This window comes from Paraplanobispora siamensis (genome assembly GCF_016863175.1).
GTDB lineage: Bacteria > Actinomycetota > Actinomycetes > Streptosporangiales > Streptosporangiaceae > Planobispora > Planobispora siamensis.
Map to the genome: position 1 here is coordinate 1 of NZ_BOOJ01000045.1, position 14,865 is coordinate 14,865.

Consider the following 14,865-nt stretch of genomic DNA (forward strand, 5'->3'; position numbering starts at 1 on the left):
GCCGCGACGACCGCCCGGGCGGCCGGCCGTACGGCGAGCGTGACGGGGGCCAGGGCTCCCGCACCCGTTACGGCCGTGAGGGGGAGGCCGGCCAGGAGGCCCCGGCGCGAGAGCGTGAGAAGCTGCCCCCGCTCGAGCCTGACATCACCCCGGACGAGCTCGACAAGGACGTGCGCGACGAGCTGCGTTCCCTGCCGCTCGACCTCGCCGACCTGATCTCCTGCCACCTGGTCGCGGCCGAGAGGGCGCTCGGGGAGGACGACGCCGAGCGGGCGTACGAGCACACCAAGGTCGCTCGTCGTTTCGCCGCGAGGATCGGTGTGGTGCGCGAGGCCGTCGGCATCGCCGCCTACCACGCCGGGCACTTCGCCGAGGCGCTCAGCGACCTGCGTGCCGCGCGCCGTATGACGGGATCGGACGCGTTCCTGCCGGTCATGGCCGACTGCGAGCGTGGTCTGGGGCGGCCGGAGCGCGCTCTCGACCTGACCCGCTCCAAGGAGGCCGAGCGTCTGGACCAGATGGGCAAGATCGAACTCGCCATCGTGGAGTCCGGCGCCCGCCGGGACCTCGGTCAGAAGGACGCCGCGGTTGTGACTCTCCAGCGTCTCAGCGAGCTGCGCGACCCCCGTCCGCAGCCCTGGTCGGCCCGTCTGGCCTTCGCCTACGCCGACGCGTTGGCCGACGCGGGTCACGCGGAGGCGGCCACCGAGTGGTTCGGGCGTGCGATGGCCTTCGACGAGGACGGCGAGACCGACGCGGCCGAGCGCTACGCGGAGCTGACCGGAGCCGTCATCGAGGACCTCGAAGAGGACGCCGACGACGAGCCGGACGGCGAGGCGGACGACTACGACGCCTTTGAAGGCGAGGCCGAGGACGAGATCGAGGACGAGATCGAGGACGAGGACGAGGACGAGGCGGACGACGTCGACGGACCCGCCATCGAGGAGGGCGAGCAGGAGCTCGAAGAGCTCGCTCACGAGCTCGACGCCGACCTCGAAGAGGATGACGAGCCGGACACCGACCTTGAGGACGACGAGTCGGCCGCGGGCGACGCCGGAGAGGGCGAATCGTCCACGGCGGTGAAGGACGAGGACACGGCCGGAGAGGAAGCCTCCGCCGGGCAGAAGGCGGCGGGGAAGGCCGGGACCGGTGTCGGACCCGCCTTCATCGAGCCCGACTTCGGCGACATCCTCGACGACGACGTCGACGACGCCGATGGCACCGCCGAGCTCGGCGACACCCGCGACAAGGACGCCGAGGAAGACGGGAAGTAACCGGTGATCCGTGCCGGGCCGCCCGGCACGGATCACGGGATCTCAGGGCTGGGCGCGATCGAGCCAGTGCATGATCCCGGCCACGTTCGACGGGGCGCCGCTGAGCAGTTCGAACTTCTCGGCGGTCGCCTCGTCGGCTTTCAGGGCCGCATAGCGCTCACGGGTGCGCTCCCGGACCATGGCGACCGCGTGGTCCAGGTCCATGCCCTCCGCGTGGGCCTGCCGGGTCAGGTCGACCCAGACGCGCAGTTCCTCAGCCGAGCGCTCCAGAGTGTCCTGTACCTCCGTGACCGGCCCATAGTGGCTGAACAGCAGGCGCTGCGGACCCAGGGCCCGGAACAGGGCGATCGAGTCCAGGGCGGTGGCCAGGTCGAAGTCCGGCGGCGGCGTGGCGGGGCGCAGGTCGCCCGTCTGCGGGAGGTAGACGCCCGCGGCGTCCCCGACGTAGAGATCGCCGGTGGCCGAGTCGATCAGTCCCACGTGGTGCTTGGCGTGACCGGGGGAGTAGTGGCTGCTCAGCGTCCGTCCGTTGCCCAGGTCCACGGCCCCGGTGTCGCCGAGCGCGCGGATGCGCGAGGCGTCCGTGGGGGAGAGCTCGCCGAACAGGGTGTCCAGCCGGTCGCCCCAGACCATCCGGGCGCTGGCCATGAGCCGTGACGGGTCGGCGATGTGGCGGGCGCCCTTCTCGTGCACCACGATCTCCGCGTTCGAGTAGAACCCGGCGATGTCCCCGACTCCTCCGGCGTGGTCGAGGTGGATGTGGGTGACGACGACCGTGGCGAGGTCACCGGGCCCCACTCCCAGGGAGGTCAGGGCGTCCCGGACCACCGGTGCGGAGGTGGACGTTCCCGTCTCCACCAGGCAGGGGCGATCCCCCAGGATCAGATATCCGGCGGTGATACCGGAGTACCCGGCCATCCGTGTGTCGATCTCATAGACGTCTCCGCCGAGAGCGGTGATGTTGTCCACAGGCCACCTCACAACTGGAACCGGCGTCCCCAGAATGGCTTTCGGTCCATTCCGGCACAGCTCACATCGTAAAGAGTCGTCCTTCATCGGCAGAGATCGAAGGAGGATCCGATGGATCGCAACGAGGTCGTCCTGACCGGCCGGTTGCCGGAGCTGGTGCAGGTCAAGACGCTCCAGAGCGGCACCAGGTTCGGCACCTGGCGGCTGATCGTCCGGCGGCGGCATCGAGGGAGGGGAGCCAGGGTCGACACGATCCCGTGCGTGTCGTTCGACCCCGGGGTCGTCGACGCCGTGACCTGCTGGCTTCCCGACGACATGGTCGAGGTGACGGGTTCCCTGCGCCGCAGATGGTGGGGGAGCGACAAGACCAAGGCGTCCGGCTACGAGGTGGAGGTCCGTTCGGTGAAACTCCTCGAACGCCAGGTCGCGACCGTCCTCACCGGTGACGGGATCCCGTCTCCCATCGAGGAGATCTCACCCCTGACCCCGTCCGGGCCCCGCTCCCTCAGCGCCCTGCTGAACACCGCTCCCACAACCGTGCCCCTCGACCCCGACCCTGCAGCCATACCCGCCGGCGCCGCCCTTGTGCCCACGCCTCGTGAGCCAGAGTCCGAGTCCGCGGGTGTGCCCCGTGACGCCAAGCCCGCGCTCACGCTCCACGAGGTCGAGCCCACGAGTGCCTCCCACGACACCGAGCCCGTGGCCCTGCCCCACGACGTGAATCCCGTGGCCATGCCCGGTGGCGCTGAGTCCGGGACCGTGTCCCACGATGCTGAGCCTGCGGCCGTGCCTCGCGGTGCTGAGGCTGCGGCGATGCCTCGCGGCACCGAGCGCGCTCCCGCGTTTTCCCTCGCCGGTCCCGCAGCGATGTGCCCCGATGCCGGAGCTGTTCCCGGTCTTCCCGATGACGAGGGCCGGGAAGCCGTCGGCGAAGTCTCGCTCCCGGCTCCCACACCGCCCCGTCCGTTCGGTTGCCCGCCACCGGCCGATCCGGTCCTCCCGCCTTCCCAGGCTGGGCCCGCACTGGTGCTCCACGAGGGCGAGGCCGTCCGGGCTGCCGCCTCTCCCACCACAGCCGAGAAGGTCTCTCCTGACGTCGGGCCCGGCCGGGCGATGCTCAACGCTGCGGGTTGGGAGTGAGCAGGCGCATGACCAGGCCGGTGCGCGGTTTGGGGCCGAAGGAGGTGGACTTGCGGGGCACCCGCTCTCCCTGCGCCGCGACGGCGAGCACGTCGTCGACCGCGAGGGGGTTCATCAGTACGGCGGTGCCTCCGCAGTCCCGGGCGAGGTGCGCCGCGGCCTCGGGATCGTGGTGCACGATGCGGACCGAGTGCTCCTCGTCCCGCGTCCCCCAGACTCGGGGGAGCAGGAACTCCGCGAGGACGGAGGTGTTCAGGGCCTGCCAGCGGGCCGACCTGTCGGCGGGCATGGCGCGCTGGACCTGTCGCCGGTCGGGATCGGTGATCAGATGGGCGGGCCCTCCGGCGGTCAGCAGGAACGCGGGTTCCCGGGCCTCCCGCAGCGCTGCGAGTCCGGTGGCCAGGTCTGGATGCTCGTGCACCTGCCACGCTGTCTTGGCCCGGTTCACGGCCTCCTCCAGAGGCAGTCCCGGGACGACCCGGTGGATGGCCTTCAGATCCGGCGGATAGGCGTCAAAGTCCACCAGGAGGGCCAGGCCGAAGTCCCAGGGCTGGGCTCCGCCGTGGGACCGGCCGTCCGGACCCGCGCCGTCTCCGGTCCTCCCCCGTACGGCTGCGCCGGCCCCGGAGGCTGTGGTGAGGTGGTGGTCGGCCTGGAGGGCGCGGTAGGTGGCGTAGCGGTGGTGTCCGTCGGCGATGAGCGCTTGGCGGGGGCGCAGGTCGGCCTCGACGGCGGCGAGTTCGTCCGGGTCTGTGACGGCCCACAGGCGGTGGACGATCCCGTCACCGGTCTCGGTCTCGACCAGCGGCGTGCGGGAGGCGGCGACCAGGTCGACGAGACGGGTGGCGGCGCCGTTCCGGCCCTCGTAGAGCAGGAAGATGGGTTCGAGGTTCGCCTCGGTCGTGCGCATGAGTGCCAGGCGGTCGGCCACAGGACCGGGCATTACGTCCTCGTGCGGCAGGATCGTCCGCTGTTCGGGGGCGGCCAGGGCCACCTCTCCGATGAGCCCGCGCTGCAGGATCCCCGGACCGCTCTGCTCGTAGACGTACACCGCCGGGACCTCGTCGGTGGTGAGGATCCCGGAGGAGAGCCAGGAGTGCAGAGTCTGCCGGGCCTCGGCATACCTGTGATGATCGATTCCGGGAAGGATCAGCCGTACGACGTTGTTGGGGTGGGCATCGAGTAGTTCCCGGACACCGGTCTCTCCGATGAGGTCATAGGGAGGCGACGTCACCGCGGCCAGATCATCGACCGCGAACCGCACACCGCGGAACGGACGTAGCACCAGTCCGTCGGGCACCGGCAGTTCAGGATGCGCCATAGGGGGCATGCTGCCATAAAGGCCCGAAGCGTCCAGTTGCCGCTCCGAGGAAGCAGTGGCTCCTGGTCCGTCGAGGAGTCGGTCAGGTCGGTCGTCCGCTGATGAAGGAGGCCTCACACAATGGTCCAAGGACATGGTGGTCCGTCTGATTCCCCCGAATCGGAGGCGGGCGCGCCGGCGGGGGAGGTCTACGACTGGTTCCAGCGGGGGATGAAGCTTTTGTCCGAGGGCAGCCCCGCGGCAGCCGCCGCGTTGCTGGAACGCGCCGCCGACGCCGAGCCCGAGTCCCGGAGCATTCGCGAGGCGCTCGCCCGCGCCCAGTTCAACTCCCGGCAGTACGCCGACGCGGCTGACAGTTTCCGCTGGATCGTCGACAGCAATCCTGCGGAGGACTACGCCTACTTCGGCCTGGGCCTGTCCCTGTGGAGGACCGGTGACATGGAGGGAGCCCAGGAGCCGCTGGCCATCGCCGTCGCGATGAGGCCCGACCAGAAGGACTACGTGTCGGCGCTCAAGAGCGTGCGCGCCACGCTGCGCGCCCGCGAGAACGACCCGGAAGGCCGATGGACCGAACGGGTGCATCGCCCCGAGCGGTGACGCGGCCTTCGCACCGTACGGCAGGCGGGACCGGTCCGGGGAAGAGACAGCCGCGGCCGGACGGGGCGGTGCGTGGAGACAGGGAACGGCCGTGCCAGAGGGACTGAGCGGAAGCGGCAGACCGGAGGCCGGCGCGGAGGTGAGGCGGGCAACGGCCGCGCCGGGTGGGAGCGGCGTGCGGATGGGATGGTCAACGGCCGCGCCGGGTGGGAGCGGTGTGCGGATGGGATGGTCAACGGCCGTGTCGGACGGACTGATGGAATGAACGGGTGCACTCACAGACGCTGATCGATGCCTACGACACCCTGCTGCTGGACCTGGACGGAGTGGTGTACCTCGGTCGCGACGCCGTACCGGGAGCCCCGGAGGCGTTGCGGCGGGCGCAGGAACACGGCGTACGGCTCGCGTACGTCACCAACAACGCCTCCCGCACTCCCGGGGCCATCGCCCAGCACCTCAGCGCGCTCGGCGCCCCCGCGACCCCCGACGACGTGGTCACCTCGGCCCAGGCGGCCGCGCGTCTGGTCGCCGAGCGCGTCGAGCCGGGCGCGGCCGTACTGGTCGTCGGCGGGATGGGACTGCGCGGCGCGCTCCGCGCCCACGGGCTGCGGCCGGTCAGCACCGCGCTCGAGGAGCCGGTGGCGGTGGTCCAGGGCATCGCTCCCGACCTCTCCTACGGGCTGCTGTCGGAGGGCACGCTGGCCGTACGGCGGGGCGCGCTGTTCGTCGCCGCGAACGCGGACTCGACCATGCCGACGGGCCGGGGAGAACTGCCCGGCAACGGGGCCATGACCCGGGTGATCGCCACCGCGACCGGGGTGGAGCCGATCGTGGCGGGCAAGCCCCAGCCGCCGCTGCACCGCGAGTCGATGCTGCGGACCGCCGCGCGACGGCCCCTGGTCGTCGGTGACCGGCTCGACACCGACGTCGAGGGAGCGGTCAACGCCGGGGTGGACAGCCTGCTGGTGCTGACCGGGGTGGCGGGCCCGCTCGATCTGCTGACCGCCGATCCACGGCACCGCCCCACCTACATCGGTGCGGATCTGGCCGCCCTGCACGAGCCGTACGTCTTCCCTCGCCGGAGCGCGGAGGGATGGCGCTGCGGAGAATGGATCGCGGCCTGGACGGCGGAGGGGGGTCTGTCCCTGGAGGGACGGGGCGATCCCGTCGAAGGGCTGCGGGCGGCCTGCGCCGCCGCCTGGGAGGGCGTCGGAGACGGGAGGGCCGACGAGGACGCCGTCAAGCCCGTCCTCGCCTCCTCACCTTTCGGAGGTCTCTCCTCCCGCTGACCGTTTTCCCGCGGGGGAGGACCGGCTTTTCCCGCATGGGCGGCTGCCGGCCCCGGCCTGGCGGGGCCGGGGCGGTCGTCACAGGAGTTTGCGGAGGCGCAGGAGGTCGCCGAAGCTGGCGTCGATTTTGACCCGGCCGCTGAACACGGCGCGTCCCATGTCGAGCTCGCCGTTGACCAGGGCGACCAGGTCGTCGCTGGCGATGGTGAGCTTCACGTCGGCCGGAGTGCCGTCGGCCGGTGGACGGTCGTCGAAGGGGCCGAGGCCGCCGTGGTGGATGCGGCCGTAGAAGGTGACCCCCAGATCGCTGACATGGCAGCTGATGCTGCGTTCCACCACGTGCTTGGCGCGGCTTTCCTGGTCAACCTCGTCGAACTGCTCGCCGAGTTTCCGCAGTGCCACCCGGCACTCGTCGACGGTCGCCATCGAGTGGCGCTCCTTTCTTTCCGGGCCGGTCAGAATCCCTCTCATCTACGGACGGTAGCGTTCCATATAGACACACTGTGCTATCCAGCGCGTGGGGGTGCGCTGGAAGGGAGGCTTCTGCCATGGTGTTCGAAGCACTGCGGGGATACGTGCAGGGAGCTACCGGTCTCACAGAGATGACAACGAGCAAGGCCCGCACGATAGTTCGCGACCTGCTCGCCTCGGGGGAAACCGGTCTGTCCCAGATGTCCGGCCAAGTCGACAAGATGGCCAAGGAACTCGTCGCGACGGGCAAGGCCAACCGTGACCAGCTCAACGAAGTGATCAAGTCCGAGGTGGGACGCCTGCTCGACAGGCTCGACCTGCCCCGTTCCGAGGAGATCGACCGGCTCAGGAGCCGGATCGCGCAGTTGGAGGCCGTACTTTCCGGGGCCGGGGAGGCGATCATGTCCACGGCGGCCTCGCCGGGGACCGTCACCTCCAGAGCCGCCGCGGGAGTCGCGGAGACGATGTCGGCGATCAAATCGATCATCGACGGGGACGGGCCCGTGGCCAAGCAGGCCGAGCCGGCGAAGATCGGCGGGACGGGCTCCAATGTTCCCCGGGTCGTCGAGACGGGCACCGCCGGGACCGAGTCGGTGGTCCGCGTGGCGACGGGCGGCGCGGAGGGCTCACTGGTGACCAGCCCGGCGAAGGAGCTCATCGACGACCTCCTGGGCGCCGGGGCGACGCTGTCCACCATGGAGGCCACCGGCGAGGAGAGCGGTACGGCGGCCGCTGCGGAGACCACCCGGAGGAAGACCACCACGGCGAAGGGCACGAAGCAGACCGCGGCAACCGGTCCGGCCGCCCCGCGGAGCCGTACCGCCCGGAAGACCACCACGACGGAGGAGACTGCTCCGGGCGGGCGGAGCAGGGCACGGAAGACCGCCTCCGCTCCGGAGACCGCCGCCACGATGGAGGAGACGGCTCCAGGCGGGCAGAGCACGGTTGCTCCGGGCGGGCGGAGCAGGGCGCGGAAGACCGCTTCCGCTCCGGAGGCGGCCGCCACGATGGAGGAGACGGCTCCGGATGGACGGAGCACGGCTGCTCCGGGCAGGCGGACCGCGGCCCGGAAGACCGCTCCCGCTGCGGGCACCGCTGAGACGGCTCCGAGTGGGCGGGCCACGGCCCGCAAGGCCGCTTCCGCGAACAAGGAGACCGTGTCGCGCGGCCGGGGTACCCGTACAGCGGCCGCGGCCAAGGGGGCCGTGGAGACGGCCTCAGCGGCCGTGGCGGGGCAGGCGGACGCCGAGGCCGCCGCGAAGCCCCCGGGCGCCCGGACGAGGAGGACGGGTGGCAAGCTGGGCAGGGCCGCGGGGGCGACGGGTAAGGCTTCCGCCGCTGATCCGGACGAGGCCGTCGGTACGGCGGGAGCCGCCGGTTCCGGTGCCGGGAGCCCTGTGGGCGTGGACTCCGCCGCCGTCGAAGCCGCCGTGAGATCCTCGGGCGCCCGGACGAGGAGGACGGGCGGCAAGCCGGGCAGGGCCGCGGGGGCGACGGGTAAGGCCTCCGCCGCCGATCCGGACGAGGCCGTCGGCGCGAGGGAGGGCGCCGGTTCCGATACGGCCGTTGGTACGACGGGAGGCGCCGGTTCCGATACGGTCGAGGGGTCCACGGGCGGGACGGCTCGCACGCCGCGGGCCCGGGGGACCACAAAGACTACAAAGACCGCCAAAGCCCCCAAGGCCAGTAGCAAGACCACGAAAACCCCCAAGGCCGCGAAGACGGCGAAAAGCACCTCCGGAGGGAGCGCATGACGGACGCGCTTGACCAGACCGGCGACGAGCGGGTGGACGCCGCGCTGGGCGCCCTCGCCGCGCTCGACGGCCTGCCCGTGGCGGCGCACGTGAGCGTGTTCGAGGAGGTGTTCTCCGGGCTGGAGCGGGCGCTCGCCGCGGCGGACGACATCGCGGACCAGCCCCGGTGAGCCGCCGCGCGCGTCTGGACAGCGAGCTCGTCCGCCGGAAGCTGGCGCGTTCACGCGAGCACGCGGCCCAGCTCATCGAGGCGGGCCGGGTCACCGTCGGCGGCCGGTCGGCGAGCAAGCCCGCCACGCAGGTGGACACCGCCTCGGCGATCGTGGTCGCCGAGGCGGCGGAGGGGCCCGACTACGTCTCCAGGGGGGCGCACAAGCTCCTGGGAGCCCTGGCGGCCTTCGGCCCGAAGGGGCTGGTCGTCGAGGGCCGCCGCTGCCTGGACGCCGGAGCCTCCACCGGAGGCTTCACCGACGTGCTGCTGCGCAACGGCGCGGCGCACGTGCTGGCCGTCGACGTCGGCTACGGCCAGCTCGCCTGGTCGCTGCGGACCGATGAGCGGGTCACCGTGATGGAGCGGGTCAACGTCAGGGATCTGACCCCGGAGATGGTCGGTGAGCCTCCCACGCTCGTCGTCGGGGACCTGTCGTTCATCTCGCTGCGGCTGGTGCTGCCCGCCCTGGCCGCCTGCGCGGCCCCCGTGGCCGACTTCGCGATGCTGGTCAAACCGCAGTTCGAGGTCGGAAAGGAACGGGTCGGAGCGGGCGGGGTCGTCAGAGACCCCGCACTGCGCGCCGAGGCGGTGCAGGATGTGGCCGAGGCCGCGCAGTCGCTCGGCCTCACCGTGCGGGGCGTCACCGCGAGCCCGCTGCCGGGCCCGTCGGGCAACGTCGAGTACGTCATCTGGCTGGGCAAGGGAGAGGGAGCGCCCCCGGTCGAGGACGTCGCCGCCGAGATCGCACGCGCGGTGGCAGAAGGCCCCCGATAGTGACGACCCCCCCGGAGAGCAGCCCATGACAGCCAAGCGCATCGTGCTCGTCACCGCCCACACCGGGCGCAAGGCGGCCGTCGACAGCGCCCGGATGGTGATCAGCCGGCTCGTGGACGCGGGCTTCACCGTGCGCGTGCTCCAGTCGGAGGCCGAGGAGATCGGCTGCGCGGGCGCCGAGATGGTGTCCGCGAGCCTCGCCGCGGTCCAGGACGCCGAGATGATGATCGTGCTGGGCGGCGACGGCAGCCTGCTGCGGGCCGCCGAGCTGGCCCGCCCCGCCGGGGTGCCGCTGCTGGGCGTCAACCTCGGGCACGTCGGGTTCCTGGCCGAGGCCGAGGCCGAGGACCTGTCGGTCACCGTCGACTGCGTGGTGCAGGGTCGCTACGACGTCGAGGAGCGGATGACCATCGAGGTCGTGGCCCGGCTCAACGGCCAGCTGCTGGCCGACACGTGGGCGCTCAACGAGGCCACCGTGGAGAAGCGCGAGCGCATGCTCGAGGTGGTCGCCGAGATCGACGGCCGGCCGCTGTCGCGCTGGGGCTGCGACGGTGTCATCTGCGCCACCCCGACCGGCTCCACCGCCTACGCGTTCTCCGCGGGCGGGCCCGTGGTCTGGCCGGAGGTGGAGGCGCTGCTGCTGGTCCCGATCAGCGCCCACGCCCTGTTCGCCCGGCCGCTGGTCGTCTCGCCCCGCTCCGCCCTGGCGCTGGAGATCCAGCCGCAGACGGCCGGCGCGGTGCTGTGGTGCGACGGCCGCCGGCGCTACGATCTGCCCGCCGGCGCGCGTGTCGAGGTGCGCCGGGGCGAGGTGCCGGTACGGCTCGCGCGGCTGCACGGCGTGGAGAACACCGGGGCGCCGTTCACCGATCGGCTGGTCGCCAAATTCGACCTCCCCGTTCAGGGTTGGCGTGGCAGGGTGCGGTCATAGTGTGTCGGGCGATGCCGGCTCCGAACGCGTAGGATCGTGCCGCGCACCGCACTGGTGTTCGGTGAATTCGATGTGACGGGAGGGACCAGTGCGACCCAGGGTCGAGGAGGTCCGCATCCAGGGACTCGGTGTGATCGACGAGGCCGTCCTGGAGCTATCACCGGGATTCACCGTGGTCACGGGCGAGACCGGCGCGGGGAAGACCATGGTGGTGACCGGCCTCGGGCTGCTGTTCGGCGGGCGCGCCGACCCCGCCAGGGTCCGTCCGGGCTCGGACAAGGCCGTCGTCGACGGCACGCTCCTGGTCGACCCGGCGAGCCGGGTGGCCCAGCAGGTCGAGGACGTCGGCGGCGAGATCGAGGACGGCCAGCTGATCATCTCGCGCACCGTCTCGGCCGAGGGCCGCAGCCGGGCCTGGCTGGGCGGGCGCAGCGTCCCGGTGGGCACGCTCACCTACCTGGCCGACGACCTGGTGGCCGTGCACGGCCAGATGGACCAGCAGCGGCTGCTGCAGCCCGGCCGTCAGCGCGCCGCCCTCGACCGCTACGCCGGTGACGACCTGGTCAAGCCGTTGCGCGCCTACGAGCAGGCCTACCGGCGCCACAAGCAGATCTCCGAGCAGCTCACCGAACTGACCGCCAGGGCCAAGGAGCGCGCCCAGGAGGCCGACCTGCTCAGGTTCGGGCTGGAGGAGGTCGAGAAGGCCGACCCCAAGGCGGGTGAGGACGTCGCGCTCCGCGAGGAGGAGGACCGCCTCTCCCACGCCGACTCCCTCAGGAGCGCCGCGGAGACGGCCCACACGGCGCTGCTCGGCGACCCGATGTCGGGTGAGCAGGGCCTGCAGGACGCCGTCTCGCTGGTGGGGCAGGCCCGCGCCGCCGTGGAGGCGGTCCGCGACGTCGACCCGGCGCTGGCCGGGATCGCCGACCGCCTCGCCGAGGCCGGCTACCTGATCTCCGACGTGGCCACCGAGCTGGCCGCATACGCCGAGTCGGTCGAGGCCGACCCGGCCCGGCTGGCGGCCGTGCAGGAGCGCCGGGCCGTGCTCACCCACCTCGTGCGCAAGTACGGCGAGGACACCACGGCGGTGCTCGACTGGGCCGAGCAGGCCGCGCTGCGCCTGACCGAGCTGGAGGGCGACGACGACCGGATCGGCGAGCTCACCCGCGAGCAGGAGGAGATCACCGCCCGCCTCACCGACCTGGCCGCCGAGCTGACCCGGGTCCGTACGGCCGCCGCCGAGCGGTTCGGGCGGGCCGTGACCGAGGAGCTCACCGCGCTGGCGATGCCGCACGCGCGCGTCGTCGTCGACATCACCGCGGCCGACGACTTCGGCCCGTACGGTGTGGACGAGGTCGAGCTGCGCATGTCCCCGCACCCCGCCTCGCCGCCGCTGCCGCTGAACAAGGGAGCCTCCGGAGGCGAGCTGAGCCGGGTCATGCTCGCCATCGAGGTGGTCTTCGCCGGCGCCGACCCGGTGCCGACGTTCGTCTTCGACGAGGTCGACGCGGGCGTGGGCGGCAAGGCGGCGGTCGAGATCGGGCGGCGCCTGGCCCGCCTGGCCCGTACCGCCCAGGTGATCGTGGTCACCCACCTGCCCCAGGTGGCGGCCTTCGCCGACCAGCACCTGGTCGTGGAGAAGGACAGCGACGGCACCGTGGTGCGCAGCGGCGTGGTCGCCCTCGACAGGGACGGCCGGACCCGCGAGCTGTCCCGCATGCTGGCCGGTCTGGAGGACTCCGAGCTCGGCCGGGCGCACGCCGAGGAGCTCCTGGCGATAGCGGCCACCGACAAGGGATGAGCGGCCGGAACGCGGGTTCCGGGAGGCGCGATCGGCCGCCGATCCGCTGTGACAAGGCTGACACGCGGCCCGGGACATGGCTCACCTGCCTGTTCCCTCTGGCAGGATGGTCATGATGAAGGTGCCGACTGACGAGCTTCAGCGCAAGCTCACGGGTTACCTCCGCCGCAGGAAGGTCAGCGACCTTCCCGGGGTGACGGCAGTGGCGAGGATCGACCGTCGGACCAAGAGACTGACCAAGCGTCTCAAGGCCGGGGAGATCGCGATCATCGACCATGTCGACGTCGACCGGGTGAGCGCGGAGGCGCTTGTCGCGTGCGGTGCGGCGGGCGTGGTCAACGTCGCGGCCGGGATCAGCGGGCGTTACCCGAACCTGGGGCCGCAGATCATCGTCGAGTCCGGGGTGCCCTTCGTCGACAACGCGACACCCGAGCTGTTCGAGCGCGTCAGGGACGGCGACCTGGTCCGCCTGCACGAGGGAGCCGTCTACCTCGACGAGGAGATGGTAGGCAAGGGCGACGTGCAGACGGCCGAGTCCATCGAGGCCGCCATGGCCGAGGCGCGGGCCGGTCTGGCCGTCCAGATCGAGGCGTTCGCCGTCAACACGATGGAATACGTCCGCCGCGAGAGCGACCTGCTCATCGACGGGGCAGGCGTGCCCGACATCAAGACCCCCATGGACGGCCGGCACGTTCTCATCGTGGTGCGTGGATACCACTACAAGGAGGACATCGCCGCCCTGCGCCCCTACATCAGGGAGTACCGCCCGGTCATGATCGGGGTGGACGGCGGCGCCGACGCGCTGCTGGAGGCGGGCTACGTCCCCGACGTGATCGTGGGAGACTTCGACTCGGTCTCCACCAAGGCGCTTACCTGCGGCGCCGAACTGGTCGTGCACGCCTACCGGGACGGCCGCGCGCCGGGCCTGGAGCGGGTGGAGCAGCTCGGCCTCACCGCAGAGGTCTTCCCGTCGATCGGCACCAGCGAGGACATCGCGATGCTGATCGCCGACGACAAGGGCGCCGAGCTGATCGTCGCGGTCGGCACCCATTGGACCCTTGAGGAATTCCTCGACAAGGGGCGCTCGGGCATGGCCAGCACTCTCCTCACCCGCCTGCGGGTGGGCAGCAAGCTCATCGACGCCAAGGGCGTCAGCCGGCTCTACCGCAGCCGGATCTCCACTCCGTCCCTGCTCATCCTGGCCGTCGTCGCACTGATCACCATGGGGGTCGCGGTCTTCTCCACCCCGGTGGGCAGGATCTGGCTGGACGACGCCTGGAACGCCTTCGTCTTCTGGTTGGTCGGACTCTTCTCGTGATCGATTTCCGCTATCACCTCGTCTCCATCATCGCGATCTTCGTCGCGCTGTCGGTCGGCATCGTGCTGGGTACGACCCTGCTCGAAGAGCCCACCATCCAGGCCGCCGAGGCCGTCGCCGATACGCTCCAGAAGGGCAACAGCGAGCTGCGCGCCTCGAACGAGGTGCTGACCGACATGAAGACGGGCAACGACGCCTTCGTCACCTCGCACGCCTCCGAGCTCGTCGAGGGCGCCCTGGCCGGGGAGAGCGTCGTGATCGTGGAAGCCCCCGACGCCACGCAGGGCATGAGCGAGGCCGTCCAGCAGATGCTCGAGCTGGCGGGGGCGACGGTGACCGGCCAGGTCACCCTCACCGACAAATACGTCGATCCCACGCAGTCGGTCTTCATCGACAGGCTGGCGACCGGCGTCAAGCCCGTCGACATGGTCTTCCCCGCCGAGGACACCGCCTACGACAAGGCCGCCGCGGTGCTGGCCGGCGCGCTCGTGAGCACGGTCCCGGATCCCGCCGCCAAGGACGACCCGCCCGGCAGCGGAGTCCTCGACGCCTTCCAGAGGGCGGAACTGCTCACCGTCACCGTCGGCCCCGCCGCCCAGGCGAGCGGGGCGGAGCAGATCGCCAGAGCGGGCCTGGCGGTGGTGGTCGCCCCCACGGATGCGTACACCGGAGAGACCGCCGCCACCCAGTCGGGCGCGATCGTGTCGCTGGCACTCGGGCTGGACGAGGGCTCGCGGGGCAGCGTGCTGACCGGTCCCCTGAGCGCGACCGCGGCGGGCGGCGTCTTGGCCGCGCTGCGCGACGCCGCCGTGGCTGCGGAGAAGGTCTCCAGCGTGGACACCGCCGATATTCCCGCGGGTCGAGTCGTGGTGGTCTACGCTCTTCGGGAGCAGCTGTCCGGGGTCACCGGCCAGTACGGCATCGGCCCCGACGCCTCCGCCTTCGAGCCCAGCGCGCCGGCGCCCACCGCCTCTCCGTCCACGCCGCCCACGGCCCCTTCCGGAGGATGATCCCG

General features: G+C 71.7%; 14 protein-coding genes. 11 read left to right on the forward strand and 3 right to left on the reverse strand.

Going from position 1 to position 14,865, the window contains the following annotated elements; translation table 11 throughout:
- On the forward strand, window positions 1-1,274 hold a 1,274-nt coding region (locus Psi01_RS26005), incomplete at its 5' end, for an FUSC family protein (protein WP_204066734.1).
- A gap of 42 nt (window positions 1,275-1,316) precedes the next feature.
- Here the strand turns inward: Psi01_RS26005 and Psi01_RS26010 are convergent.
- Window positions 1,317-2,243, reverse strand: coding sequence for an MBL fold metallo-hydrolase (locus Psi01_RS26010; RefSeq protein ID WP_204066735.1), 927 nt, complete (start codon window positions 2,241-2,243; stop codon window positions 1,317-1,319).
- A gap of 111 nt (window positions 2,244-2,354) precedes the next feature.
- On the opposite strand from Psi01_RS26010, the gene Psi01_RS26015 reads away from it, so the two are divergent.
- Window positions 2,355-3,383, forward strand: coding sequence for a single-stranded DNA-binding protein (locus tag Psi01_RS26015; protein ID WP_204066736.1), 1,029 nt, complete (start codon window positions 2,355-2,357; stop codon window positions 3,381-3,383).
- On the opposite strand, the gene Psi01_RS26020 is transcribed toward Psi01_RS26015, so the two are convergent.
- Entirely contained in the window at window positions 3,361-4,713 is a 1,353-nt protein-coding gene (locus Psi01_RS26020; protein WP_204066737.1) for a DUF1015 family protein, read from the reverse strand. The genes Psi01_RS26015 and Psi01_RS26020 overlap by 23 nt on opposite strands.
- A 201-nt stretch (window positions 4,714-4,914) precedes the next feature.
- Between Psi01_RS26020 and Psi01_RS26025 the strand changes: the two genes are divergently transcribed.
- Window positions 4,915-5,301 carry a tetratricopeptide repeat protein gene (locus tag Psi01_RS26025; protein WP_239128028.1) on the forward strand — a complete coding sequence of 129 codons (387 nt, stop codon included), beginning with the start codon at window positions 4,915-4,917 and terminating at the stop codon, window positions 5,299-5,301.
- A gap of 269 nt (window positions 5,302-5,570) precedes the next feature.
- Window positions 5,571-6,590, forward strand: coding sequence for an HAD-IIA family hydrolase (locus tag Psi01_RS26030; RefSeq protein ID WP_204066739.1), 1,020 nt, complete (start codon window positions 5,571-5,573; stop codon window positions 6,588-6,590).
- A gap of 78 nt (window positions 6,591-6,668) precedes the next feature.
- On the opposite strand, the gene Psi01_RS26035 is transcribed toward Psi01_RS26030, so the two are convergent.
- On the reverse strand, window positions 6,669-7,061 hold the full coding sequence (locus Psi01_RS26035; protein ID WP_307819268.1) for an SCP2 sterol-binding domain-containing protein: 393 nt from the start codon (window positions 7,059-7,061) through the stop codon (window positions 6,669-6,671).
- Between the two features lie 131 nt (window positions 7,062-7,192).
- Here Psi01_RS26035 and Psi01_RS26040 point away from each other — a divergent pair, with 131 nt between their 5' ends.
- From Psi01_RS26040 to Psi01_RS26070, 7 genes are all read left to right on the forward strand, one after another.
- Entirely contained in the window at window positions 7,193-8,815 is a 1,623-nt protein-coding gene (locus tag Psi01_RS26040; protein WP_204066740.1) for a phasin family protein, read from the forward strand.
- On the forward strand, window positions 8,812-8,985 hold the full coding sequence (locus Psi01_RS26045) for a hypothetical protein (RefSeq protein ID WP_204066741.1): 174 nt from the start codon (window positions 8,812-8,814) through the stop codon (window positions 8,983-8,985). Before Psi01_RS26040 ends, Psi01_RS26045 begins: the two co-directional genes overlap by 4 nt.
- Window positions 8,982-9,800 carry a TlyA family RNA methyltransferase gene (locus tag Psi01_RS26050; RefSeq protein ID WP_204066742.1) on the forward strand — a complete coding sequence of 273 codons (819 nt, stop codon included), beginning with the start codon at window positions 8,982-8,984 and terminating at the stop codon, window positions 9,798-9,800. The genes Psi01_RS26045 and Psi01_RS26050 overlap by 4 nt, the downstream gene beginning before the upstream one ends.
- 25 nt (window positions 9,801-9,825) lie before the next feature.
- Window positions 9,826-10,731, forward strand: coding sequence for an NAD kinase (locus Psi01_RS26055; protein ID WP_204066743.1), 906 nt, complete (start codon window positions 9,826-9,828; stop codon window positions 10,729-10,731).
- 88 nt (window positions 10,732-10,819) lie between these two features.
- The gene (recN, locus tag Psi01_RS26060) at window positions 10,820-12,532 is read left to right on the forward strand and encodes a DNA repair protein RecN (RefSeq protein WP_204066744.1); all 1,713 of its coding nucleotides are present in this window, start codon (window positions 10,820-10,822) and stop codon (window positions 12,530-12,532) included.
- A gap of 115 nt (window positions 12,533-12,647) precedes the next feature.
- On the forward strand, window positions 12,648-13,850 hold the full coding sequence (gene steA, locus Psi01_RS26065) for a putative cytokinetic ring protein SteA (protein ID WP_204066745.1): 1,203 nt from the start codon (window positions 12,648-12,650) through the stop codon (window positions 13,848-13,850).
- On the forward strand, window positions 13,847-14,860 hold the full coding sequence (locus Psi01_RS26070; protein WP_204066746.1) for a copper transporter: 1,014 nt from the start codon (window positions 13,847-13,849) through the stop codon (window positions 14,858-14,860). Before steA ends, Psi01_RS26070 begins: the two co-directional genes overlap by 4 nt.
- Window positions 14,861-14,865: the final 5 nt, after the last annotated feature.

What these genes read in the sequence shown, in the direction of transcription:
- steA (WP_204066745.1), top strand. Translation starts at nt 12,648, where the DNA reads ATGAAGGTGCCGACTGACGAGCTTCAGCGCAAGCTCACGGGTTACCTC.
- Psi01_RS26015 (WP_204066736.1), top strand. Translation starts at nt 2,355, where the DNA reads ATGGATCGCAACGAGGTCGTCCTGACCGGCCGGTTGCCGGAGCTGGTG.
- Psi01_RS26055 (WP_204066743.1), top strand. Translation starts at nt 9,826, where the DNA reads ATGACAGCCAAGCGCATCGTGCTCGTCACCGCCCACACCGGGCGCAAG.
- Psi01_RS26045 (WP_204066741.1), top strand. Translation starts at nt 8,812, where the DNA reads ATGACGGACGCGCTTGACCAGACCGGCGACGAGCGGGTGGACGCCGCG.
- Psi01_RS26025 (WP_239128028.1), top strand. Translation starts at nt 4,915, where the DNA reads ATGAAGCTTTTGTCCGAGGGCAGCCCCGCGGCAGCCGCCGCGTTGCTG.
- Psi01_RS26035 (WP_307819268.1), bottom strand. Translation starts at nt 7,061, where the DNA reads ATGAGAGGGATTCTGACCGGCCCGGAAAGAAAGGAGCGCCACTCGATG.
- Psi01_RS26040 (WP_204066740.1), top strand. Translation starts at nt 7,193, where the DNA reads ATGACAACGAGCAAGGCCCGCACGATAGTTCGCGACCTGCTCGCCTCG.
- Psi01_RS26020 (WP_204066737.1), bottom strand. Translation starts at nt 4,713, where the DNA reads ATGCCCCCTATGGCGCATCCTGAACTGCCGGTGCCCGACGGACTGGTG.